The organism is Streptomyces sp. NPDC050315 (assembly GCF_040655775.1).
Taxonomy (GTDB): domain Bacteria; phylum Actinomycetota; class Actinomycetes; order Streptomycetales; family Streptomycetaceae; genus Streptomyces.
In genome coordinates this window covers 186894-210339 of sequence record NZ_JBFAKN010000006.1, presented here as the reverse complement: position 1 = coordinate 210339, position 23446 = coordinate 186894, and the positions used below count along the sequence as shown (strand labels likewise).

The window sequence follows — 23446 nt, the reverse complement described above, 5'->3', positions numbered from 1 at the left end:
GCGCCGGGTCCGCGCCGGGGGTGGTCGGCGATGAGCACCGGCATCTGCGGCAACTGCCAGCAGGCCGTGGTGGTCATCAACGGCCATTACGCCTGCTCAACGTGCGGGCACAACGGCAACGCCTGATCGACGTACCGCCCCGATGGTCGCAGGCCGGGTTCGACTCCCGGCCGGGGCACCGCTGCCGCAAGTCGGCAGCCCAGCCGCCCGCCCTCTGTGAGCGGCTTTTCCACAACGGCGCGCGGCTCCGGTGCTGGCACACCGGAGCCGCTTTCGGGCCGTTCCACTGTGAGAGGACCACGACCCATGAAGCACATCGCTGCTGATCAGGTGGCTGTTACCGCCATCGCGGTCGACGGTGAGCCGTCGGCCGCTGAGCTGGACGCGATCGAGCGTGAGATGCCCGTCATTGAGGCGGAGGTCGAGCTGCTGGACGTGCAGATCAGCCTGCTGGACCGGCCGGCGTCCGAGCTGGACACCCGCCGTCTGCGCCGGGCCGCCAACAAGGTGCTGGCCGCCCGCGCCGCGCTGGCCAACCAGGCCGGAATGGGGGACGCGGCATGATCCGCATCGTCACCCGAACCCGTCTCGCCCAGCTGGCCGCTGAGCTGGACGCCGCCCGCGCCCGGACGCGCGAGGTGCAGGAGCAGGCGGACGCTGCGTACGGCGCCCACATCCGGGAGACGTTCGTGCTCACCGCTCGCGCCGAGGATGCCGAGAAGGACGCCGACATCGCCAGGATGTGCGCCCGGATGCTCCGGCTCACGCTGGAGGACACGGTCGCCGAGCTGGATGAGGCCCGCGCCGAGCTGGCCGATGTGAAGAAGCGTCTTCGCGCGCTGAGCGAGACACCGACAGACGCGTCCATGATGCTGCTGATTCACTACGGAGAGCCCCACAGCGTCCACCCCGACCGGGAAGCCGCCTACGCCTACGCGGCCACCCTGGGGGTTCCGCTGAGCGGTTGGGGCCCGCCGGATGAACGCCCCGCGGCGGAGGTCCGGTGGCGGTGCCTGCCGTTCATCTACGACGCCGACCGAGACCACTTCCGCAGCGTCACCGCCCCCGCAACCGAGCCGCCGGGGGGTGCGTGATGAACGGTGTTCAGGTGCGTTCAGCAGAGCGCGCACTGTCGGTCGGCACATGGCTGATCGTGGGCGGCGCGATGCTCTACTCGATCCTGACCGTGACCCCGCTCATGGCCGCCCACACGCCCAAGGCGTGGGCCTGGACGGCACCGATCCTGCCGCTGGTGGTCGACGCGGCAGTGGTCATCGTCGTCCGTCTGGACTCGGTGCTGGCCCGCCTGGGCGGGCACGGCGGCCGGTGGCCCATCGCCCTGCGATGGATGACCGGCGCCATGACCCTGGCCCTGAACATCGCCGACTCCGCCCTGAAAGGCGACCTGGTCGGCGTGTCCGTCCACTCCGTGGCGCCACTCCTGCTGATCGTCACGGCCGAGACGGGACTTGCCTACCGGCGCGCTATCACCCGCGCAGTGACCGCGCTGGAGGACAAGAAGCAGGCCGAACGCGAACGCCGGGAACAGCTTGCCCGGGAGCGGGCGGATGCCGTCCGCCGGGAGCGGCAGGAGGAACGGGAACACGCTGCCGCGCTTGCCCGTGAACAGCGCGAGCACGAGGCCCAGCTCGCTCGTGAACAGGCCGAGCGGGAAGAGCGCCATCGGCGGGAGGAGCGCGAGCAGGCCGCCGCCCGGGAACGGGAGGAACGGGAGGCTCGTGAACAGCGTGAGCGGGAACGTGAACAGGCCGAGCGCGAGCGTGAACGCCGTGAACGTGAGGCCACCGAGCGCCGCGAACGAGAGCGGCAGGAGCGCATCGAGCGTGAACGCCGTGAACGCCAGCAGCGCGAGGAGCGGGCCGCGCGTGAACGCGACGCTCTCCTCGCCGCCGGGCCGGCCACCGAGAAGCTCCCCGAAGACCAGGCCCGAGCCACCGTGCAGGCCGCGTTCGCGGCCGAGCTGCCGGTACGGACCGCGGCCGAGCTGACCGGCTGGTCGGTGGGCTGGGTCTCCACCCGCTACCAGGAGCTGCGCGACGCGCCCCGCCCGGTCAACGGCACCGCGCTGGCCGGTAGGCCGTGATGCGGTTCTACGACCCCCAGGGGTCGCGGTACGGCATCCCCACCTACCCCTTCCGGCTCGCCCCGGATGGGCTGGCCACCCGGCGACAGCTCCGTGCTCGCGGGCTGCGGCCGGGCGGCCAGGAGGTGGCCGCGCAGATCCTGTGGTGCTCGCGCCGCTACCGCGCCGGCGTCCGCGTCGCGTACCTCTACCGCCTGGACCTGGCGCTGCCGGTTAGGCCGATGACCTCGGCGCGGTGGGCGGCGCTGGCCAGGGCGAACGCCGCCCGCCGTACGTGCCCCGCCTGCGGGTGCGATGCGGGCTACATCCTCCCCTCCTCCCTCGGCATCTGTGTGGCCTGCGCGGACGCTCCCGCGCAGGCCGCCTGACAGGAGTTCTCGTGTTCGCTGAGATCGCGATGCTGCTCTACCTGGCGCATCTGCTGGCTGACTACCCCTTCCAGACCGACCACCAGGCCGCCTGCAAGGCCCAGTCCGGCCGCCGCGGCTGGGGGGCCAACCTCACCCACGCCGGCACCCACCTGCTCACCAGCGGCCTGCTGCTCGCGGTCGGTACCGCGGTTTTGGGGTGGCGCCTTCCGCTGCTGCCCGCGGCGTTCGCCGTGGTGTGGATCGGTGCCACGCACAGCCTCATCGACCGCCGGTGGCCCATCCAGCGCTGGATGAGGCTGGCCCGGCAGTCGGGCTGGGCGGAGCGCGGCGGGGCCGCGCACGTCGACCAGACCGCCCACATCACCGCCCTTGTCGCCGCCGCCCTCTATCTCGCCGCCTGACGTGCGGTTCAAGGAGTCGATCGTGAACAGCACTGACCGTATCCGCCGCTTCTCCTTCCCCGTCTCCATCTTCCTCGGTGGCACCGTGGCCGCTGCCAACGCCGCGGAGCTGGTCTCCTACGACGTTCCCCCGAGCCTGCTGGTCGCCTGCACCGCGAGCATCTGGGCCATCGGCACCACCTGCTGCCAGCGCCTGGCAGACGCCTGGACGACCACCACGCACCGCTGCCGCGAGGAGGGGTGCGACTTCACCGTCCGGCTCAGCGGCAGCGACGCGGCGGAGAACCGCCGGTGGCAGGAGATCGCCGCCCAGCACCCCCACCGCCACTGACCGGGAGGCCCTCATGCCCGCAACCACCACCGAAACCAAACCTCCCACCACGACCACCCCCGAACCCGTCACGCGGCCACAGAAGGAACCCGTGGCGCAGACCAAGGAACCGGCCTCCGCCCCGGGGCAGACGCTGGCCGGTGTGCTGATCCCCGGCGGCGCCCTGACCGGCCTGATCGGGTTCTGCTGGCTGTCCCACCAGTTCGGCCTGCCCGCCGTCTTGCTGGCCGTCATCGCCTGCTCCGCGGTTGCCACCGCCGCCCTGGTGGTGAAGACCGGCCGGCGCATCCGCCGTTCCGGCACCGGCCGCCTGGGGCGGACGTCCTCGCGCTCACCCGGCACCCACCGCGGCCCTTCGGGCCCCGGCTCTGCGGGGCGTATGTCGGGCGCAGGCGGGCGGATTCCGGCGACCCGCACCGGCTCCGGGCCCTCCCTGCGCAAGCCCACCGGTCCTGCTGTGGCCGGTGGTGGCCGCATGGGCAGTTCGTCGCACAAGCCGGGCGGCTCGATGGCCGGGAAGAACAGGCCGCTGTTCGGCGCGTCCAACACGGCCGGGGGCAGTCCTGCTCGTCTGGGGCGGAATGCGGCCGCCACCGGCGGCACTGGCCGCAGCCTCACCTCTCCTAAGAGCCCTCGGTCCTCGGCAGGTTCCGGCGGGTCAGCGTCTCCTCTTAAGCGGGGAGGCGGTGCCGGCGGTGGCGGGCGGTCGGGGCCGGTGGAGCAGCTGTCGCGGACGCTGCGCCGCAAGTCCCCCACCACGCCCACCTCACCGACCGGCGCCGGGAGCTCCGGCGGGCGCTCGCAGCCAGGCGACGTGAGGGGCAAGCACAAGCACCGGCCGCAGTCCTCGTCCCCGTCGGTGTCCAGCCGGGCGTGGAAGGCGGCCAAGGCCCTGCAACGGGCCGTCAACCGCGACCGCACGGGCGGCAAGGACCCCTACCCCGGCAAGCTCAAGACCCGGCCCAAGCACCCGAACCAGAAGGCCCAGGGCAGCAGCGACACGGGCCAGGGAGCCGGGGCGAAGGTCGCTCAGCGGTCGTTTGGTGCGGCGATGGGCGCTTGGCGGCGGAGCCGGTACTGGGTGGGGCGGAAGCTGCGTCAGCACACCAGTGCCCTGACCCGGCAGCGGCTGCGCAAGGCCGCCGCCCCGATCCGGGCCACCGCCCACGCGGCAGCCCGGTACGGATCGCCGCTGCTGGCTCACGCCTGGCGCTACGGCTCGCGCGCCCTGCTCAACGGGCACCTGGCCCTGGGCTCGATCCGCTTCTCCACCGCCGGGCCGAACTGGCTGCGCCCGCTGGCCCGCGTTTTCCACACCCTGACCACCCCCGCCGCCCGGGCGCTGGCCTGGGCCGGTACCTGGGGCTGGCTGAACCGCTGGATGTACCGGCACACCGGCGGCGGGAGCTCTCCCACGCCGCCGCGCCGCCCGACCCCGGCCGGCCGCCGCGCCTCCGGCAGTCACCGGCCGGTGCACAGCCCGACCCGCATCATCACCACCCCCGCAACGAAGGGAGTCCCCGTGGGCTCGATCGAACCGGCACTTCCCCTGCAGTACGCCGCCGACGCCGTGCGCACCGCCGGCGCCATGATGGTCCTCAACCCGGCCAGCAACATGATCGGCTACGAAGCCACCATCAACAGCCTGGCGGAGATCCAGCGCGCCATCGGCGACGTGATCTCCATGGCCGCGCACTCCAGCCGGGAGAACTTCAAGGTCAACCAGGCCATCCCCGAGGCGTACGACGACACCGCCGTCTACGCCCACGCACTGGCCGGACGCCTGGACTCGATCCCGACGCTGTACCGGATCATCCACGCCGAGCAGATCGACAACATCGAGAACCCCACCATCCAGGGCGCCAAGTGGGACCAGTCCGCCAACTGGCAGTAACCCCCTAGCCCGTCATCACCGCAGGCCAGGCACCGACCGTCGGTGCCTGGCCTGCGCTCTTCCGGCTCACCCCGATCGAACGGAGACCCTGCTCATGCTGAGCCGTCCCAGCAACCACGAGCCGATCCCCTGGCGGCACGGCGTGGTGTCTACCCCGCTGTTCACCGCCGCCACCGTCTACGCCGGCGGCCTCGGCCTGGGTCTGGCCGCCGATGCGGATACCGCGCTGCCGCTGGGCTGGATCGGCGTCGGCTCCCTCACCGGCATCGCCGCCGCGGCCACCTCCCGCTTCATCCGCACCTCCGGCCAGTCGAAGTTCCGCCGCTGGTTCCACACCGGCTTCACCACTGCCTGGACCAGCGCCGCCTACGCCTGGATCAACTGGACCGCCCACGGCAGCCCCTGGACGCTCGCCTCAGCAGCCGTCGTCGGCGCGGCCACCGCCGCCCTCACTCCGTTCTATGCGATCGACCGGGGGCTTCGGGCGGAGGAGATCGCCGCGCAGTGGGCCGCCGAAGCCGGCACCGGCTATGGCGACCGCGCCGAATGGGCCCGCCTGCTCGAAGAGGTCGGGGCGCGGGGCGTGGAGGTCGGCAAGAGTCAGCGCACGCGCGGCGGCTACGCCATGCCGCTGCGCCTGACCAGCACCTCCTTCGAGCAGCTGCTTACGATGCTGCCGGCGCTGGAGACCCGCAAGGGCGACATCCGCCCCGGCGCCCTCCGCCTGGTCCGCAGCGACTCCGGGCTGGCCTCCGAGGCGATGCTGCACGTCACCACCCGCAACGTGCTGGCCGAGACCATCGACCTGCCCGGCGACGCCCACCCGCTCACGATCCGCGAGCCGCTCACGCTGGGAATGCTGGAGTCGGGGGAGCCGATCGAGATCCTGTTCCGCCAGGTCAGCATCATGATCGCGGGCATGAAGGGCTCCGGGAAGAGCGTGCTTCTGCACGTCATCATCGCGGCGCTCACCCGCTGCACGGACGCGGTGATCTGGATGATCGATATGGCGCAGGGCAACACCGCCAAGCGCTGGCTGCGGCCCTGGGCTCAGCAATGGAAGGACGCTGACGGGCGCCTGATTGATCGGCCGATCCTGGACTGGGTGGCCACCGATCCGGCGGAGGCGGTGCGGCTGCTAAACGCCGCCCTGGCCATCGCCGACGGCCGCGCCCGCCGGATGAAGGGCGGCAAGATCCAGCCCAAGGACACCGAACCGGCCGTCATCGTCCTCTCTGACGAGAACTCGGACCTGATGGCCTGGACGCCGGAAGCACTGAAGGCGAAGATCCGACTGCTGAAGAAGGGCCGGAAGGCCGCCGTGGACGTCGTCGACGCCGTCCAGCGCGGCACCGGCCCCAACACCGGCGGCGGCGAGGTCGACTCGCAGTACGACATCACCATCGGCATGCGCTTCGCCAAGAAGCAGGAAGGCCAGTTCGTCTTCCCCGGCCACTACCAGCAGGTCGACCTGGCCAAGCTGCCCGGCAAGGGTGCCCTCTACATCCTGGACCAGGCCCGCGCGCAGGAAGGCGGGATCGGCCCGGAGCGCGGCAAGGTCTACTTCGCCAACGACGAGGACGAGCACGCCGACGGCACCCCGCGCCACGACATCGAAGAACTGTCCGTGGCTCGCTGGGACATCCGCCCCGACCTCGACCAGGCCGCGCAGGAGGACGCCGCGCCGTTCGGCTACCACGAGCGCTGGTCCGCCCCCCAGCGGATCGCCTGGCTGCTGGACGCCCTGGGCCTGCCCACCCCGGCCGGCACCGGCACCCGCGCCATGGCGGGCGGGACGAGCGCCGCGGGCGGCAACGCCGCACCGGGACAGGCGGGGGGCATCGGGACGCTCACCCCGATGAAGCCCATCGACTACTACATCGACAAGGCCAAGAAACCCTCGGCCGAAACACCGCAGGAACCAGCGTCCCCGGCCGCTGAGCCCGCCGCGGGCGGAGGTTCGGGCGGTGACGGGGATGATCCGCAGGTGGCCGCGGCGATCGCGCGGGCCCTGGCGGAGTTCGAGCGCATCACCGAACAGGCCGCCGAAACTGCCCCCGAGGAGGAGGCAGAGGCGGCTCCGTCCGGGCCGGAGTGGCTGCCGACCGCGATCGACGCGATCGAGTCCGCCGGGGCGATGGGCATGAAGCCGGCCGCCATCGCCGACCTGGTCGGCCGGGACCGCAAGACCGTCCGCGAAGCCCTCAAGGCCGCCGCCGAACGCGGCGAACTCATCTACCGCGACCGCGGACCGCACTCGGTCTACGTCCACCCCGACCACACCTGACCCTCACGCACGGTTACTGGGTAGTGGGTAGTGGGGCGCGACACCCCACTACCCACTAACCCCTTAATTCGCTCACCTGGGGGTTCTCAACAGGCCTTCCCCAGTAGACACCCCACTACCCACTACCCAGTACTCACTACCCACTACAGCTACACACCGTAATGACCGCGTGGGCGGCTCTTCCTTCGAAGGGCCGCCCACCGCCGTACCGACGGGAGCTCTCCTGTGGCCCTGACCGTCTCCGCCGCCGTCCTCTTCGGCGCCCTCACCTTCTTCCTCATCCGCGGCCGCCAGGTCGGCGCCGGTAGCGCGCTCGTGCTCTTCCTCTTCGGTTTCTTCGCCGCCGAGACCGGAGCCGCCAAGCCGATCTACGCCGCGTGCCAGGCGATAGCCGGCGCCCTCACTCAGCTCACCGCCTGACCCCGCCCGCCCGTTGGAGGAGCAGCCGTGGACTACCAGCCCGTCTACCCGATCACCGCCGCCCCCGCCCAGCAGGCGCCCGCCCTCCTCTACCAGCCCACTGCGCTCCGGATGCCGGTGCACGAGATCCCGCCCGGCGTACAGGTGGTCACCCTGCCCGGCGGCATCCGCACCCTCGCCTACACCGAACAGGCCACCCCGCCGGCACCCGCGGCTCCGGCCGTGCAGCCGATCCCGGCCTGGGCGAAGACAACCGCCCTGCTCGTGCCCACCGTCGGGGGCGGGATCGCCGTCGCCGGAGTCGGGCTCTCCTACGCCGCACCGGGACTGATTGCCATGACCGATGCCCTGTGGGCCGCCGTCGCCCTCATCGCGACCGGCGGCGCCGCGGCGGTAGCCCTGTTCAAGCGCTGCCGCCGCCCCGCCCCCGCCCCGATCACTCAGAACATCACCGCAACCGGCCTCTTCGGCAAGGCCAGCGGAACCATCAACCACCACTGACCAGCTCAGGGCACACCAAAGGCGACCGCACGTCTCGTCACAGGCCACGCGGTCGCCCTGGTCTCCAGCCCTTCCACAGACATGGAGGAGTCCAGCATGACCCAACCCACCGACATTCGGCGACCCGCCGCCCGGCCGTTTCGGCCGCGGCTGACCGTCGTGCCCTTGTCCCTAGCGGATGCCTGCGACGCGGTCGATGCTCTGCACCGTCACCACAAGCGGCCCCAGGGCCACAAGTTCAGCTTGGGAGTGTTGCGCCCGGACGGCTCGCTGTGCGGCGTTGCCATCGTCGGTCGCCCCATCGCCCGCCCGCTCGACACCGGCTGGCATGTCGAGGTAACCCGCGTGGCCACCGACGGCACCCCCAATGCCTGCTCCGCCCTGTATGGGGCCGCGTGGCGGACCGCCTCAGCAGCTGGCTACCTGCGTGCGCTGACCTACACGCAAGACGGGGAATCCGGGGCGAGTCTGCGGGCCGCCGGGTGGCGTCTGGTTGCCGTCCTACGGCCCCGTGCGGGGTGGGATGCCCCGTCGCGGCCTCGTGAGAATCGCGGCACGGACAGGATCGCTCGGATGTTGTGGGAGCAGGCGCGCGACCACGCCCCTGCGCTGCCGGACATCACCGTTCTGCGTAACGAATTGCGTAACGCAATTGAGTGCACTACGTGCGGCACCGCGGTTGCTCTGCACGGTGGTCGCGGTCGGCTCCCGCTCTACTGCTCCAACGCCTGCCGTCAGCGGGCCCACCGCGCCCGCCAGGCACAGGCAAGGAGGGCTGTCGCATGACTACGCCCTTCCACGCTGCCCTGGAACTGGCCGTGACCGGGGTGCCGGTGCTGCCGCTGCGGGCGGGCAAGCTCCCGTTCGGCAACTGCCGTGCCTGCGCCGGCAGCGCCTGTGGTGACCGGCCGAACATGCTGGCCGCCGGCCCGTGCCAGTGCCCGGCGCCCTGCCACGGCTGGGCTGCCGCCACCACCGACACCCGCGTGCTCACCTCCCCGGCCTGGGCTGCGGCGTGGCGGCAGGCCGCGGCCGTCGCCTACCACCCCGGCGGCGCTGGGCTGACCGTGGTGGATCTCGACAACCCGGCCGCTGTCGCTTGGGCCCGGCAGACCCTGCCGCCGACCCGCACGGTGCCCAGCACGCGCGGAGAGCACTGGATCTATAGCGGGACGCTGCAGTCCTCCAACGGCGTCCGGCCGGGCGTGGACATCAAGTCGCGCATGTCCTATGCCCGCTGGCTCGGGCCCGGCACCGGGGGCATGACGGGGCTGCCGGACCAGGTGCGCAAGCTGGCCGCGAAGGAACCCTCCCCGGCCCGGCCCGTGCCGCAGGCCATCAGCGTGCCGGCCGGGAGCGGAGAGTGCCGTCACCGCACGCCCGTCTATCTGGAGCGCGGGATTGCCATGGCCGAGCAGCGCATCACCGACGCCCGCAGCGCGATCCACACAACGGTCTACCGGACCTTCCTCGCCGTACTGTCCGCCCACGGCCGGTGCGGGTGCCTGACCGAGGCCCACGTCGAGCGGCTGTTCGCCGCCGCGCAGGCCAAGGGCGAGCGGCCCCGACACTGCACAGAGGCGTGGACCAACGCCCGCACCACGTTGGGACTGTGACATGTCCGAGGACGAGAAGACCCCGGCCCGCGAGGTCATCACCGACTACGCCCAGGCCCACTTCCGCTACTTCCGCACCGCCGACGGGACCGTCTACGCGCAGAGGAACGGCCACCCCGTCGCCCGCCCGATCCGCTCCCAAGGCACCACCGGCAGCCACCGCCAGGAACTCATGATCGGCCTGTTCAAGGACGGGCGCGGCGTGTTCAACGGCACCGCCCTCAAGGAGGCACTGGACTTGATCGAAGCACTCGCGCTCACCGAGGACACCCAACCCGTCCACATCCGCGTCGCCCCCGGATTCGACGGCGCGACCTGGCTCGACCTGGGCCGCAACGACGGACAGTCCGTCCGCATCCACCCCACCGGCTGGGACATCGTCACCCCCGACCCGCAGGAAGTGCGCTGGCGGCGCACCCAGCTCACCGGGGAACTGCCCCTGCCGGCCAAGGACACCGACGGCAAGGGCATCGATCTGCTGCTGCGGCTGTGCAACTTCGCGAACGCCGAGACCGAATGCCTGGCCCTCGCCTGGCTCATCGGCTGCCTGGGGCCGTCCGTGCCCGTCCCCGCTCCGTTCTTGACCGGCCCGCAGGGCGCGGGCAAGTCCACCGGCGGCCGGATGCTGGTGCGGATCATCGAGGGCATGAGCGGGGACCTGCGCCGCGCTCCGAAGGACGAGGAGAACCTGATCGCGGCCGTGGCCGCCGGGTGGGTCACCGCGCTGGACAACCTCTCCCACCTGACACCGGACCTGTCCGACCTCATGTGCTGCATCGTCACCGGCGCGGAGACCATCAAGCGCGCCCTGTTCACCGACGGGGACGTGGTCCGCTCCCGCTACCGCCGTCCCCTGCTGCTGACCGGCATCGACGTGGGCGTCGTCCGGCCCGACCTCGCCGAACGCCTTCTGCCGCTCCGCCTGGAGCGGCCCAAGGTCCGGCGCACCGAGGCGGAGCTGTGGGCAGAGTTCGAAGAAGTGCTGCCCGTGATCCTCGGCTCCCTCCTGGACCTCACCGTCCAGGTCCGGGCCGCCAAGGCCGACATCCCCACCGACCTGCGCATGGCCGACTTCGCGCACCTGTGCGCGCAGCTCGACGCCGCCACCGGCCTCGGCGCGCTGGGCGCCTACCGGGCCAGCCTGGACGACCTCAACGACGACGTCATCGAGGGCGACCTCCTGGCCCAGACCGTGCTCAAGCACGCCGCCGGCCTCGAAGCGGGCGCAGAGGTACGCATGACGTCCTCGGAGTGGTTGCACTGCCTCACCGGCCTTTACACCGGCGAGGACTTCCGCCCCCTGCCCAAGGGCTGGCCGACCACCGGCAAGGTCCTCTCCGACCGGCTCAAGCGCCTCCAGCCCACCCTCGCCGCTCGGGGCGTCCTCGTCGACTGGGGCCGCACCAGCGCGGCCCGCTACATCGAGATGACCCGATGCCCCACCCCGCAGCCGCACCAGCAAGAGCCCATGCTCTGACCGCGCGGTACCGGCACAAGCAAGAGGAGCACCAGGTCGCACCACGCCCGGGGTGCTCCTCTTGCTGTTCGGCGCCTCGGCGCCGCCCAAGGGTCGCGCCGCGAAGCGGCTCCTTCTTCACGCTCTAAGGCGCGCACTACAACAGACACCCCCCTTCTCTTTTCCTAAGAGAAGAAACGCTGCGTCACCCATGTCACCCAAGGGCGGAAACGGTCGCTGACCTGCCGTTACAGGGGTGACGCAGGACGGCCGGAGCTGCGTCACCCCGCGTCACCCACGTCACCCATGACGAAAGCCAGCGTCACCAGCTGACGCACCCCGCAGCCTCCGCGTCACCAAAAGCCGCAGGTCAGGCGCACGGATGTCGCAGATGTCGCAGTGACGCAGAAATCCCGACCTCGGACAGACGCGGCCCTCAGGAGCCCACGAACCCAACTCCATCCCTCGCCAATCACAGGAAGGACCGTCCGTGGAAGCGATCCAGCTCGCTACCCCCGTGGACACCACCCTCGTTCTGCTCACCGTCGAAGAGGCCGCCCGCCGGCTCAGCATCGGCCGCACCCTCTGCTACAGCCTCATCCGCACCGGCGAACTCGAATCCGTTCCTGTCGGCCGCCTCCGCCGCGTGCCGGTCGCCGCGCTGGACGACTACGCCGCCCGGCTCCGCCAGACCCACCGCACCGCCGCCTGAGAGGAACCTGTGACCGACAAGAAGAAGGGCACCCGCCGTGCCAACGGCGAATCCGCCATCTACTTCGGAAAGGACGAGCGTTGGCACGCCCGGGTGCCCATGGGCTACAAGGACGACGGCAGCCCGTACCGCCGCCACGTGACCCGCTCCACGCGCCAGAAGCTGGTGGATGAGGTCCGTCGACTGGAGAAGCAGCGCGACCAGGGGACCGCGCAACAGCCGGGCAAGCCCTGGAACGTCGAGAAGTGGCTGCTGCACTGGGTCGAGAACATCGCCAAGCCGGTCATCAGCGAGAACACCTACGCCGGGTACGAGGTGGCCGTACGGGTCCACCTCGTTCCCGGTATCGGGAAGCACCGGCTGGACCGTCTCGAACCGGAGCACCTGGAGAGCCTGTACCGGCGGATGCTGGCCAACGGCAGCAAGGCCGCCACGGCTCACCAGGCGCACCGCACGGCGCGGACGGCCCTCGGCGAAGCCGTACGACGCGGCTATGCGGCGAAGAACGCCGCGGCGCTGGCCAAACCGCCGCGCGTCGAAGAGGACGAGCACGAGGTCGAGCCGTACTCGGTGGACGAGGTGCAGCGTCTGCTGCTGGAGGTAAACAAGCGTCGGAACAGCGCCCGCTGGATGCTCGCTCTCGCGCTCGGCCTACGCCAGGGGGAAACGCTCGGCCTGCGGTGGTCGGACGTCGACCTGGAGAACGAATATCTCAAGCTGCGCCGGAACCGGCTACGGCCGAAGTACGAGCACGGGTGCTCCGAGGGGAAGCCCTGCGGGCGGAAGGCCGGCTACTGCCCAGACCGCGTGCAGGTACGGCGTGAGACGAAGAACACCAAGTCCAAGGCGGGCAGGCGAATCGTTCCCTTGCCGGGGCAACTGGCCGTCATGCTGAGGTCCCACGCGGAAGCTCAGGCGCGTGAACGGCAGGTGGCCGGCGACCTGTGGGAGGAGTCCGAGTACGTCTTCACCAGGCCGGTGGGCGGGCCGCTGAACCCGAACACGGACTACCACGACTGGAAGCGGCTGCTCGAAGCGGCGGAGGTCCGAGACGGCCGCCTGCACGACGCCCGGCACACGGCGGGCACGGTCCTGATGCTCCTCGGAGTGCCCGACCGGGTCATCGACCAGATCATGGGATGGGAGCCCGGCGGCGCGGTCAGGATGCGGGCTCGGTACCTCCACGTCCCGGACGCGCTCCTCAAGGACGTCGCCCGGAAGATCGGGAAAGCGATCTGGGGAGACCCTGAGAAGGCCGCTGTGGACAAAAACCAGGACAACGAGGGCTGAGAACAACGTCGAAAGGCCCCACCCGGAGGTGGGGCCTTTCGACGTATTGCCCGGTGAGAGCAATGGCGGAGGATACGAGATTCGAACTCGTGAGGGGTTGCCCCCAACACGCTTTCCAAGCGTGCGCCCTAGGCCACTAGGCGAATCCTCCGAGGAAGACACTACATGACGTGGAGGAGTGCTCGCGAACCAGATCGGGGCCGGTCCGTGTGACGTGAGTAACCCCGTCCGGGGAGGCGGGGAGAGGGTCGTTTCGGGGGCGCTGGATCAGGTACTGTGGGCGCAGCCCCTCACGTGGCGCTATCTGACTGAACTCCCCCAGGGCCGGAAGGCAGCAAGGGTAGGTCGGCTCTGGCGGGTGCGTGGGGGGCGTTTGCGTTCCCGGGCCGGGCGGCCTGCGGTGGCCGCGGGCGGCCGGAGGCGGGGCCGGTTGTCAGTGCGGGCCGATATCGTCGTATGCGTGTCATCCCTTGCGCTGTACCGCCGCTACCGCCCCGAGACCTTCGCCGAGGTCATCGGGCAAGAGCACGTGACCGACCCGCTGCAGCAGGCCCTGCGGAACAACCGCGTCAACCACGCGTATCTCTTCAGCGGACCGCGCGGCTGCGGCAAGACGACCAGCGCGCGGATCCTGGCGCGCTGCCTCAACTGTGAGCAAGGCCCCACTCCGACGCCGTGCGGGGAGTGCCAGAGCTGCGTCGATCTTGCGCGTAACGGGCGGGGATCGATCGATGTCATCGAGATCGACGCCGCTTCGCACGGTGGTGTGGACGACGCGCGCGAGCTGCGCGAGAAGGCGTTCTTCGGCCCGGCGAGCAGCCGGTACAAGATCTACATCATCGACGAGGCCCACATGGTCACCTCGGCGGGGTTCAATGCCCTGCTGAAGGTCGTCGAGGAGCCGCCGGAGCACCTCAAGTTCATCTTCGCGACGACCGAGCCCGAGAAGGTCATCGGGACGATCCGGTCGCGTACGCACCACTATCCGTTCCGGCTGGTGCCCCCGGGGACGCTGCGCGAGTACTTGGGAGAGGTGTGCGGCCGGGAGGACATCCCGGTCGAGGACGGGGTGCTGCCGCTCGTCGTGCGGGCGGGTGCCGGGTCCGTGCGTGACTCGATGTCGGTGATGGACCAGCTGCTGGCCGGAGCCGGTGCCGACGGTGTGACCTATGCCATGGCGACGGCGCTGCTCGGTTATACGGACGGGTCGCTGCTGGACTCGATCGTGGAGGCGTTCGCCTCGGGGGACGGCGCCGCGGCCTTCGAGGTCGTGGACCGCGTGATCGAGGGCGGGAACGACCCCCGGCGGTTCGTCGCCGACCTGCTGGAGCGGCTGCGGGACCTGGTGATCCTCGCGGCCGTGCCGGACGCGGCGGAGAAGGGGCTGATCGACGCCCCGGGCGATGTCGTGGAGCGGATGCAGGCGCAGGCTTCCGTCTTCGGGGCCGCCGAGCTCAGCCGCGCGGCCGACCTCGTCAATTCCGGGCTGACGGAGATGCGCGGCGCGACCTCGCCGCGGCTGCAGCTGGAGCTGATCTGTGCGCGGGTGCTGCTGCCCGCGGCGTACGACGACGAGCGCTCGGTGCAGGCGCGGCTGGACCGCCTGGAGCGTGGGGCCGGCGCGGCCGCGCTCGGCGGCGGCCTGCCCGCGGGCCCGGGCGGTGCGCCCGGCCCCGGCGGGGTGCCGTCGATGCAGCCCGGTGGCGAGGTCGCGGCGGGATACGTGCCCGGGCCGGGCGCGCACGCGGCTCCGGCTGCCCCGGCCGGTCCCGCAGGTCCGGCGGCCGCGCGGGCCGCGGTCCGCGGTGCGACGGGGGCTCCGGCGGATGCGGCGCCGGCCGGTGGCCCGGCGGGTGCCGGGCCGGGCGAGGCCTCCGGTGCGGCGGCGGGCCCCGCGCCCACGGGCAGCGGCGGCGCTCCGACGGGCGCCTGGCCCTCGGGTGCGCAGCAGCCGGGCGGTGCGCAGGGTGACAGCGGCCAGGCGGGCGGCGCGGGAGCGCGCCGTCCGGGCGCCTGGCCCGGCGCCACGAGCGGGCCGGGCGGCGCCGGTGGGCCCGGCGGCCCCGGTGAGGAAGCCGGTCAGCGGCCCGGAGCCTGGCCGACGAGCGGTGGTACGGGATCGCAGGCGGGCCCCGCGGCCGGTGCGGCCGACGGCGGTGCGGCCGGTGGGCGGCAGCCGGGCGGCTGGCCGACCGCGGCCGCGCCCGGAAGCCAGGGCGGCCAGGGCGCCGCGCCAGTACAGCAGCCGCCGGGGCAGCAGCCGTCCGCCCCGCAGGCCCCCGCGCAGCAGGCGCCCGCCCCGCAGCCGTCCGCGCCCCAGCCGTCGGCGCCGCAGCAGCCCGCGCAGAGCCGGCAGTACGGCTCGGGTGGGCCCGCCGCCGCGCAGAGCGCCGCTCAGGGGACCCAGCAAGTACGGCAGATGTGGCCGGACATCCTGGAGGCGGTGAAGGGCAAGCGCCGCTTCACGTGGATCCTGCTCAGTCAGAACGCCCAGGTCGCCGGGTTCGACGGCACGACCCTCCAGGTCGGCTTCCCGAATGCCGGTGCGCGCGACAGCTTCGCGAACGGCGGCAGTGAGGACGTGCTGCGCGAGGCGCTGGCCGAGCGCTTCGGCGTGCAGTGGCGGGTCGAGGCGATCATCGACCCGTCGGGCGGCGCCGGCCCGCCGGGCGGCGGCGCGGCCCCGCGCGGCGGTGGCGGCTTCGGCGGCAGCGGCGCCGGTGCGCCCGGCGGCGGCTTCGGCGGCGGTGGTGGTTACGGCGGAGGCGGTGCCCCGGCCGCGCCCCCGCAGCAGGCCGCCGCTCCCGCCCCGCCCCCGCAGGGCGCGCCCGAGCAGCCCGGGAGCGCGGGCGGCGGCCAGGGTGCGCAGCGCGCCCGGCAGGCCGTGGCCTCGACCGGGGCGCAGCAGGCCCAGGCGCCGGCCGCCGAGCCCGCGTACCGCGAGCCGGAGCCCCCGTCGTACTCGATCGAGGAGGACATGCCGGCCGAGGACGATCCGGACCTCGTCGACACCGCCCTCAGCGGCTACGACCTCATCGTCCGCGAGCTCGGCGCGACGGTCATAGAGGAGTACAACAACGAGTGAGGCCGCGGCGGCGGACGGCGGGCCGGAAGGTGAAGATCGACCCTCCGTATATCGCTTTCCGTAATCGCCGCAGGCGCGGGGCGGCCCGGGGAAGGCGTACATCCGTACTCCTTCCTGCGGCGTAGGGCGCGGCGGCCACGGAGCACGTAGGCTCGGGCTACCGCAAACATGTGTAGTCGTACGGCAGGAGTCCGCAGTGATCCCCGGTGGTCAGCCCGATATGCAGCAGCTGCTTCAGCAGGCCCAGAAGATGCAGCAGGACCTTGCGGCGGCCCAGCAGGAGCTGGCGCAGACGCCCGTGACGGGTTCCGCGGGCGGCGGGCTCGTCCAGGCGACCGTGACCGGCGCCGGTGAGCTCAAGGGTCTGCAGATCGACCCGAAGGCGATCGCCCAGGAGGGCGCGTCCGCGGAGGAGACGGCCGAGACCGTCGCCGACCTCGTCATCGCCGCCGTTCAGGACGCCAACGCCGCGGCCGCCAAGCTCCAGCAGGACAAGCTGGGCCCGCTCGCGCAGGGCCTCGGCGGCGGCAGCGGCATCCCCGGCCTCCCGTTCTGACGGAGAGCCGGGGCCTCCCCTTCGGGCGGGAGGCCAACTAGCGTACGGAGCAGGGCGGACAAGGGAGAGAGCGTTCCGTGTACGAAGGCGTGGTTCAGGACCTGATCGACGAGCTGGGGCGGCTGCCCGGCGTCGGTCCCAAGAGCGCGCAGCGGATCGCCTTCCACATCCTCCAGGCCGAGCCGACCGACGTCCGCCGGCTGGCGAACGCGCTGATGGAGGTCAAGGCGAAGGTCCGCTTCTGCGCCGTGTGCGGCAACGTCGCGCAGGACGAGCAGTGCCAGGTCTGCCGCGACCCGCGCCGCGACCCCGCGGTCATCTGCGTGGTCGAGGAGCCCAAGGACGTCGTCGCGATCGAGCGGACGCGGGAGTTCCGCGGCCGGTATCACGTGCTCGGCGGGGCGATCAGCCCCATCGAGGGCGTGGGCCCGGACGATCTGCGGATACGGGAGCTGCTGGCCCGGCTCGCCGACGGCACGGTCGGCGAGCTGATCCTGGCCACGGATCCGAACCTCGAGGGCGAGGCGACCGCCACGTACCTCGCGCGCATGATCAAGCCCATGGGGCTGAAGGTGACGCGTCTGGCCAGCGGACTGCCGGTCGGGGGCGATCTGGAGTATGCCGACGAGGTCACGCTCGGGCGGGCCTTCGAAGGACGGAGACTTCTCGATGTCTGATCCCACGTTGCACAACGCCACGCAGAACCCGGACGACTTCGCCGTACAGATCTCCGACTCGGTCGAAAGCTTCATCGTGGCGGTCACGGAAGTGGCGCGCGGTGACGAGCCGGACAGCGCCGTGCCCTTCCTGCTGCTGGAGATCTCGCAGCTGCTGCTCACCGGCGGCCGGCTGGGCGCGCACGAGGACATCGTTCCGCAGGACCGGTACGAGCCGGACATCGGCCCGGAGCCGGACGTGGACGAGCTGCGGGAGCGGTTCGCGACGCTGCTGGACCCGGTGGACGTGTACAACGAGCTGTTCGACCCGTACGTACCGCGCAGTGCGCCCGTGGCCTGCCGGATCTCCGACGACCTCGCCGACATCGTGACCGACCTGCGGCACGGCCTCGCGCACTACCGGGCCGGGCGGATCAGCGAGGCCCTGTGGTGGTGGCAGTTCTCGTACCTGTCGAACTGGGGGCCGACCGCGAGCGCCGCGCTGCGCGCCCTGCAGTCGCTGGTCGCGCACGTACGCCTGGACCAGCCGCTGGACGAGCTGGACGGCCTGGACACCGACAGCGGGGCCGACGGCGAGGAGAACCTGGAGGAAGAGGCCGGGAAGGTCATGGCGGCGGAGATCGCGGGGCCGCTGGGGCTGCACCGGGGCTGAGGCATCGGGCGGCGCCTCCGTGTACGCCTGTGAGCTGGCTTACGTTTCCGCATGGTTTCCGTGTGCTCTCCTCCGGAGCGGGCAGGTGGCCTGCCGAGCGGGCGCGACGATGCGCCACGCCGACCATTTCGGGAGATACTCGGAAGCGGGACGCGAGTCGGCTCGCGCCGGTCACGGCGGAGGGCGCTTCGGTCGCGTACGGCCTCGCAGGAGGCCGCGTACGACCGGCACGCCGACTGTTTTGATCGGGTAGCGAGCAATGTGTCTCACGATGTGGTATTGGCGAGGCGGATTCCGCCTGCTCGATAGACTGAGCCGACCGCATGACCCCCACACAGGGGTCCGGAAACGCCCGCAGGCCTGCGGAACCCGCAGGTACCCGGGGATCCGACAGACAGTTGCGAGGAGCGAGCACACGTGGGCCTTGTCGTGCAGAAGTACGGCGGCTCATCCGTTGCGGATGCCGAGGGCATCAAGCGCGTTGCCAAGCGAATCGTCGAGGCCAAGAAGAACGGCAACCAGGTTGTCGTAGTGGTCTCCGCGATGGGCGACACGACGGACGAGCTGATCGATCTCGCGGAGGAAGTTTCCCCGATTCCCTCGGGGCGCGAGTTCGACATGCTGCTGACCGCCGGAGAGCGGATCTCCATGGCCCTGCTGGCGATGGCGATCAAAAACCTCGGACACGAGGCGCAGTCCTTCACGGGCAGCCAGGCCGGCGTCATAACGGACTCCGTGCACAACAAGGCACGGATCATCGACGTCACGCCGGGCCGGATCAAGACGTCCGTCGACGAGGGCAACATCGCGATCGTCGCCGGCTTCCAGGGTGTGTCCCAGGACAAGAAGGACATCACCACGCTGGGCCGCGGCGGCTCGGACACGACCGCCGTCGCGCTGGCCGCCGCCCTGGACGCGGACGTCTGCGAGATCTACACCGACGTCGACGGTGTCTTCACCGCCGACCCGCGGGTCGTGAAGAAGGCCCGCAAGATCGACTGGATCTCGTTCGAGGACATGCTGGAGCTGGCCAGCTCCGGTTCCAAGGTGCTGCTGCACCGCTGCGTCGAGTACGCACGCCGTTACAACATCCCGATCCACGTCCGCTCGTCCTTCTCGGGACTGCGCGGCACCTGGGTCAGCAACGAACCGCAAGGGGACCAGCCGATGGAGCAGGCGATCATCTCGGGCGTCGCGCACGACACCTCCGAGGCGAAGGTCACGGTCGTGGGCGTACCGGACAAGCCGGGCGAGGCTGCGACGATCTTCCGCGCCATCGCGGACGCCGAGATCAACATCGACATGGTCGTGCAGAACGTCTCGGCCGCGTCGACGGGCCTGACCGACATCTCCTTCACGCTGCCGAAGACCGAGGGTCGCAAGGCCATCGCGGCGCTGGAGAAGACCAAGCCGTCGGTCGGCTTCGACTCGCTGCGCTACGACGACCAGATCGCGAAGATCTCGCTGGTCGGCGCCGGTATGAAGACCAACCCGGGCGTCACCGCCGGCTTCTTCGAGGCGCTGTCGAACGCGGGCGTGAACATCGAGCTCATCTCGACCTCCGAGATCCGCATCTCGGTCGTCACCCGTGCCGATGACGTCAACGAGGCCGTCCAGGCCGTCCACAGCGCGTTCGGTCTCGACACCGATTCCGACGAGGCCGTGGTCTATGGCGGCACCGGACGATGATCACCCCTGATGGGCTGACGCCGGCGGCCGACGGGCTGCCGGCACCGGCCCATGGGGCGCCGCTCCCGGACAGCGATCCGGTGGCGGCGGCCCGTGCGGGCCGCGCGGAGGACCGTGCGGCCCGCAGGCCGAACCTCGCCGTCGTCGGCGCCACCGGCGCCGTCGGCGGCGTACTGCTCGGCATCCTCTCCGAGCGCGCCGACATCTGGGGCGAGGTCCGGCTGATCGCCTCGCCGCGCTCGGCAGGGCGCAAGCTGACCGTACGGGGCGCGGAGACCGAGGTCCTCGCGCTCGCCGAAGAGGTCTTCGACGACATCGACATCGCGCTCTTCGACGTGCCGGACGAGGTCTCGGCGACGTGGGCGCCGATCGCCGCCGCCAAGGGCGCGGTGGTCGTCGACAACTCCGCCGCCTTCCGCATGGACCCGGACGTCCCGCTGGTCGTACCGGAGGTCAACGCACGCGCCGCCCGCGTACGGCCGCGCGGCATCATCGCCAACCCGAACTGCACGACGCTCTCGATGATCGTCGCGCTGGGCGCGCTGCACGCCGAGTACGGCCTGAGCGAGCTGATCGTCTCCTCGTACCAGGCCGTCTCCGGCGCCGGGAAGGCCGGCGTCGACGCGCTGCGCGGTCAGCTGTCCGCGGTGTCCGGTACGGAGCTGGGTACGACGCCCGGTGATGTGCGGCGGGCCGTCGGCGACGACCTCGGCCCCTTCCCCGCGCCGATGGCGCTCAACGTCGTGCCGTGGGCCGGGTCGCTGCAGGAGGACGGCTGGTCCTCCGAGGAGCTGAAGGTCCGCAACGAGTCCCGCAAGATCCTCGGCCTGCCGGAGCTCCGCGTCACCGCGACCTGCGTCCGCGTACCGGTGATCACCACCCACTCGCTGACCGTGCACGCGCGCTTCGAGCGCGAGGTCACGGTGGCCGGCGCGCACGAGATCCTGGCCGCGGCGCCCGCCGTCGTCCTGTGCGACGACCCGGGGGAGGGCGAGTTCCCCACGCCCGCCGACGTGGTCGGCACGGATCCGACCTGGGTGGGGCGCGTACGCAGGTCCCTGGACGACCCGCACGCGCTCGAACTCTTCGTGTGCGGCGACAACCTCCGCAAGGGCGCGGCGCTGAACACGGTGCAGATCGCCGAGGTGGTCGCGGCGGAGCTGACCGGGAGCTGAGCCCCGCTCGGCGATGCTTGAATTTCGAAGAATCCACTCCCCAAGCGCTCGGCCCGTGGGTAATAATTCGAGGACTACTTGTGAAAGTCCTGTGAGCGGACCATCGGCCCCGGTCTCTTGATCTTGGTCGGTGTGCCGTTCGGCTTTTCGCTCCCCGTCGGCTGCAACCGCAGCCGCGCGGGGAGCGTCTTTGTCGCCGCCCTCCTGGGCGTTCGGCACAGCACGGTTCGGCGGTCCGCCCTTATGGGCACGGGCAATACGGGGCATCGGGGAAGAGCTGGTACGCATGAGGGCATTCAACGCATCGCCAAAAACGGTGCCTTGCGCGTACAACCCTGACGGGGGGAAGCGTGTCCAACAGGCGTGGCAGAGGTACTCGGCATTGCAATCGGCCCCGGGAGCGCGGGCAGCGCGGCTGTGGCGCGGCCGTCGCGTACTCGCATCCCCGGTGGCATGCCGGTGATCGCCCCCTGGCCCGCCGCGCGCCCCACGCAGGCCCCGTCCCCGCACGGGAACGCTGACGAAGCGATGGCAGCGGGCACGACAGTCGACCACCTCACCGAGACCTACAGAGCGCACTACCGCTCCCTGCTCGGTCTCGCCGCGCTGCTCCTGGACGACACCGCGTCCTGCGAGGACGTCGTCCAGGAAGCGTTCATCCGCGTGCACTCCGCGCGCGGACGCGTACGCGACCCCGAGAAGACCCTCGCCTATCTGCGGCAGACGGTCGTCAACCTCTCCCGCTCCGCGCTGCGCCGCCGCATCCTCGGACTGAAGCTGCTCTCCAAGCCGATGCCCGACATGGCGAGCGCCGAAGAGGGCGCGTACGAACAGCTGGAGCGAGACCAATTGATCAAGGCGATGCGCGGTCTGCAGCGGCGCCAGCGCGAAGTCCTCGTGCTGCGCTACTTCGCCGACATGACCGAAGCGCAGGTCGCCGAGACGCTGGGCATATCGCTCGGCTCGGTGAAGGCGTACGGCTCACGGGGTATCGCGGCGCTGCGCGTCGCCATGGAGGCTCCGGCATGACCAGCAAGCAGCACGGCCCGCACGAGCCCGCGTCCGAGGGGGGACCGGGGGAGACGCCCGGCGAGGATCAGCAATCGCACGGTACGGAGCGCGGGGCCTCGGGGGCGGCCTCGGCACCGGATGACAACGGTGCCACGGGAGAGGGCGGGCGCGACGCCGACGGCGGCCCCGGTGGTTCCGGGGGCGGTGGCGAGGAGGAGCTGCGGAATCTCCTGCAGTCCGCCGTCCAGGACCTGGAACCGTCCCCCGACTCCCTCGAAACCCTCCGCCGCGCGGTACCGGCCCGGCGCAGGCGCCGCCGGCACGCCGTGGTCGGCGCGGCCGCCGTACTGCTCCTCGGCGGTACGGCCATGCCCGCCATGCTGCACGTCGCGAACGGCGGGGACGCCGACGACCGCCGCGCCAACGCCGCCAGCAGCTCCGAGGCGCACGTCACCACCGGCGGCACCAAGGGCGGTACGAGCAGCCGGCACAGCGACCGCCCGGCCGGCAAGGACGGTAAGAAAACCGACAAGGACGGCAAGAAAACCGGCAAGGACAAGGGCACGGCGAAGGACGGCAGGACCGAGCAGCCCGGCGGCTCCGTCGTCGACCCCGCCGCGACGATGGACGTCACCTCGCCCACCTGCCTGCGCGCCCAGCTCGGCAGCGGCAGCGCGAGCCTCGGCACGCCCGACGCCGAAGGCCGTGTCTACGGCTCCCTGCGGGTCGTCAACACCTCCGCCGCGAGCTGCTCGGTCGACGGCGGCGGCAGCGTGATCGCCGTCGCCCAGGGCAGCGCGGACCCGACCCGCGTCCAGGTCGTCGACCACACGGCGGGCGACGCCGCGCCGGGCCTGCCGGACCCGGCCGCCGCACCCGACCAGATCGTGCTGAAGCCCGGCCAGGCGTACGACGTGAAGTTCGCCTGGGTCCCGGCGGAGGGCGGCGGGTCGTCGGGCTGCGCGGTGTCCAGTACGCCGACGCCCGGCAGCTCCGAGGGCGCCGGATCCGGCGAACCGGCGAACTCCTCCTCGGCCGACGGCAGCGGCGACCAGTCGGGCAGCGGCAGCGAGGGGCCGGCGGACGACGGTACGCAGGCGGCCAGCGTCGCGGTCAGCCACACCCCGGAGGCCGGCGAGCCCTCGGCCGCGACCACCACGATCAACGACGCCTGTGCAGGAACGGTGTACCGCACGGGCCCGCTGCCGGCGCAGTAGA

General features: G+C 71.6%; 23 protein-coding genes, 1 tRNA gene and 1 other RNA gene. 24 read left to right on the top strand and 1 reads right to left on the bottom strand.

All coding sequences use genetic code 11. From position 1 onward, the window contains the following. The first annotated feature begins 306 nt into the window (after positions 1-306). The 15 genes from AB0I82_RS23205 (at position 307) to AB0I82_RS23135 (ending at position 13383) form a co-directional block, all read left to right on the top strand. Positions 307-564, top strand: a complete 258-nt coding sequence (locus AB0I82_RS23205; RefSeq protein ID WP_363259253.1) for a DUF6284 family protein — start codon at positions 307-309, stop codon at positions 562-564. Continuing rightward, positions 561-1094, top strand: coding sequence for a hypothetical protein (locus AB0I82_RS23200; protein ID WP_363259252.1), 534 nt, complete (start codon positions 561-563; stop codon positions 1092-1094). The genes AB0I82_RS23205 and AB0I82_RS23200 overlap by 4 nt, the downstream gene beginning before the upstream one ends. Further along, positions 1094-2104 (top strand): DUF2637 domain-containing protein, encoded by a 1011-nt coding sequence (locus AB0I82_RS23195; protein WP_363259251.1) that lies wholly within the window; start codon positions 1094-1096, stop codon positions 2102-2104. The genes AB0I82_RS23200 and AB0I82_RS23195 overlap by 1 nt, the downstream gene beginning before the upstream one ends. After that, positions 2104-2472 carry an RRQRL motif-containing zinc-binding protein gene (locus tag AB0I82_RS23190; protein WP_363259250.1) on the top strand — a complete coding sequence of 123 codons (369 nt, stop codon included), beginning with the start codon at positions 2104-2106 and terminating at the stop codon, positions 2470-2472. Before AB0I82_RS23195 ends, AB0I82_RS23190 begins: the two co-directional genes overlap by 1 nt. Positions 2473-2483: 11 nt before the next feature. Next, positions 2484-2876: a DUF3307 domain-containing protein gene (locus AB0I82_RS23185; protein ID WP_363259249.1), complete on the top strand. Its 393-nt coding sequence runs from the start codon at positions 2484-2486 to the stop codon at positions 2874-2876. Between the two features lie 22 nt (positions 2877-2898). Beyond that, positions 2899-3207: a hypothetical protein gene (locus AB0I82_RS23180; RefSeq protein ID WP_363259248.1), complete on the top strand. Its 309-nt coding sequence runs from the start codon at positions 2899-2901 to the stop codon at positions 3205-3207. Positions 3208-3220: 13 nt separating this feature from the next. Further along, the gene (locus AB0I82_RS23175) at positions 3221-5101 is read left to right on the top strand and encodes a hypothetical protein (protein WP_363259247.1); all 1881 of its coding nucleotides are present in this window, start codon (positions 3221-3223) and stop codon (positions 5099-5101) included. A 94-nt stretch (positions 5102-5195) separates the two neighbouring features. Beyond that, entirely contained in the window at positions 5196-7388 is a 2193-nt protein-coding gene (locus AB0I82_RS23170; protein ID WP_363259246.1) for a hypothetical protein, read from the top strand. Positions 7389-7613: 225 nt separating this feature from the next. After that, on the top strand, positions 7614-7808 hold the full coding sequence (locus tag AB0I82_RS23165) for a hypothetical protein (RefSeq protein ID WP_363259245.1): 195 nt from the start codon (positions 7614-7616) through the stop codon (positions 7806-7808). A gap of 111 nt (positions 7809-7919) precedes the next feature. Next, complete coding sequence (locus tag AB0I82_RS23160; protein ID WP_363259644.1) at positions 7920-8309, top strand: hypothetical protein; 390 nt, start codon at positions 7920-7922, stop codon at positions 8307-8309. A gap of 96 nt (positions 8310-8405) precedes the next feature. Beyond that, positions 8406-9095 carry an XF1762 family protein gene (locus AB0I82_RS23155; protein WP_363259244.1) on the top strand — a complete coding sequence of 230 codons (690 nt, stop codon included), beginning with the start codon at positions 8406-8408 and terminating at the stop codon, positions 9093-9095. Next, complete coding sequence (locus AB0I82_RS23150) at positions 9092-9925, top strand: bifunctional DNA primase/polymerase (RefSeq protein WP_363259243.1); 834 nt, start codon at positions 9092-9094, stop codon at positions 9923-9925. Before AB0I82_RS23155 ends, AB0I82_RS23150 begins: the two co-directional genes overlap by 4 nt. Before the next feature lies 1 nt (position 9926). Next, on the top strand, positions 9927-11402 hold the full coding sequence (locus AB0I82_RS23145; protein ID WP_363259242.1) for an ATP-binding protein: 1476 nt from the start codon (positions 9927-9929) through the stop codon (positions 11400-11402). A 469-nt stretch (positions 11403-11871) separates the two neighbouring features. After that, positions 11872-12093 carry a helix-turn-helix domain-containing protein gene (locus AB0I82_RS23140; RefSeq protein ID WP_363259241.1) on the top strand — a complete coding sequence of 74 codons (222 nt, stop codon included), beginning with the start codon at positions 11872-11874 and terminating at the stop codon, positions 12091-12093. 9 nt (positions 12094-12102) lie between these two features. Further along, positions 12103-13383 (top strand): site-specific integrase, encoded by a 1281-nt coding sequence (locus AB0I82_RS23135; RefSeq protein ID WP_363259240.1) that lies wholly within the window; start codon positions 12103-12105, stop codon positions 13381-13383. Positions 13384-13446: 63 nt separating this feature from the next. Here the strand turns inward: AB0I82_RS23135 and AB0I82_RS23130 are convergent. After that, positions 13447-13534: transfer RNA gene (locus AB0I82_RS23130), tRNA-Ser, on the bottom strand. 130 nt (positions 13535-13664) lie between these two features. Here AB0I82_RS23130 and ffs point away from each other — a divergent pair. The 9 genes from ffs to AB0I82_RS23085 all read left to right on the top strand — a co-directional run bounded on the left by ffs (position 13665) and on the right by AB0I82_RS23085 (position 23445). Then, an RNA gene (gene ffs, locus AB0I82_RS23125) (signal recognition particle sRNA small type) lies at positions 13665-13763 on the top strand. 80 nt (positions 13764-13843) lie between these two features. After that, a complete protein-coding gene (locus AB0I82_RS23120; RefSeq protein ID WP_363259238.1) occupies positions 13844-16468 on the top strand; it encodes a DNA polymerase III subunit gamma and tau in 2625 nt (874 codons plus the stop codon). A gap of 196 nt (positions 16469-16664) precedes the next feature. Next, a complete protein-coding gene (locus AB0I82_RS23115; protein WP_363259237.1) occupies positions 16665-17024 on the top strand; it encodes a YbaB/EbfC family nucleoid-associated protein in 360 nt (119 codons plus the stop codon). 77 nt (positions 17025-17101) lie between these two features. After that, the gene (gene recR / locus AB0I82_RS23110) at positions 17102-17701 is read left to right on the top strand and encodes a recombination mediator RecR (RefSeq protein ID WP_363259236.1); all 600 of its coding nucleotides are present in this window, start codon (positions 17102-17104) and stop codon (positions 17699-17701) included. Beyond that, on the top strand, positions 17694-18353 hold the full coding sequence (locus tag AB0I82_RS23105; protein WP_363259235.1) for a DUF5063 domain-containing protein: 660 nt from the start codon (positions 17694-17696) through the stop codon (positions 18351-18353). The genes recR and AB0I82_RS23105 overlap by 8 nt, the downstream gene beginning before the upstream one ends. A gap of 417 nt (positions 18354-18770) precedes the next feature. Continuing rightward, positions 18771-20042 carry an aspartate kinase gene (locus AB0I82_RS23100; RefSeq protein ID WP_223731564.1) on the top strand — a complete coding sequence of 424 codons (1272 nt, stop codon included), beginning with the start codon at positions 18771-18773 and terminating at the stop codon, positions 20040-20042. Next, on the top strand, positions 20039-21217 hold the full coding sequence (locus tag AB0I82_RS23095) for an aspartate-semialdehyde dehydrogenase (RefSeq protein WP_363259234.1): 1179 nt from the start codon (positions 20039-20041) through the stop codon (positions 21215-21217). The genes AB0I82_RS23100 and AB0I82_RS23095 overlap by 4 nt, the downstream gene beginning before the upstream one ends. Positions 21218-21670: 453 nt before the next feature. Next, positions 21671-22246, top strand: a complete 576-nt coding sequence (locus AB0I82_RS23090) for a SigE family RNA polymerase sigma factor (RefSeq protein ID WP_363259233.1) — start codon at positions 21671-21673, stop codon at positions 22244-22246. Beyond that, complete coding sequence (locus AB0I82_RS23085; protein WP_363259232.1) at positions 22243-23445, top strand: DUF4232 domain-containing protein; 1203 nt, start codon at positions 22243-22245, stop codon at positions 23443-23445. The genes AB0I82_RS23090 and AB0I82_RS23085 overlap by 4 nt, the downstream gene beginning before the upstream one ends. Position 23446: the final 1 nt, after the last annotated feature.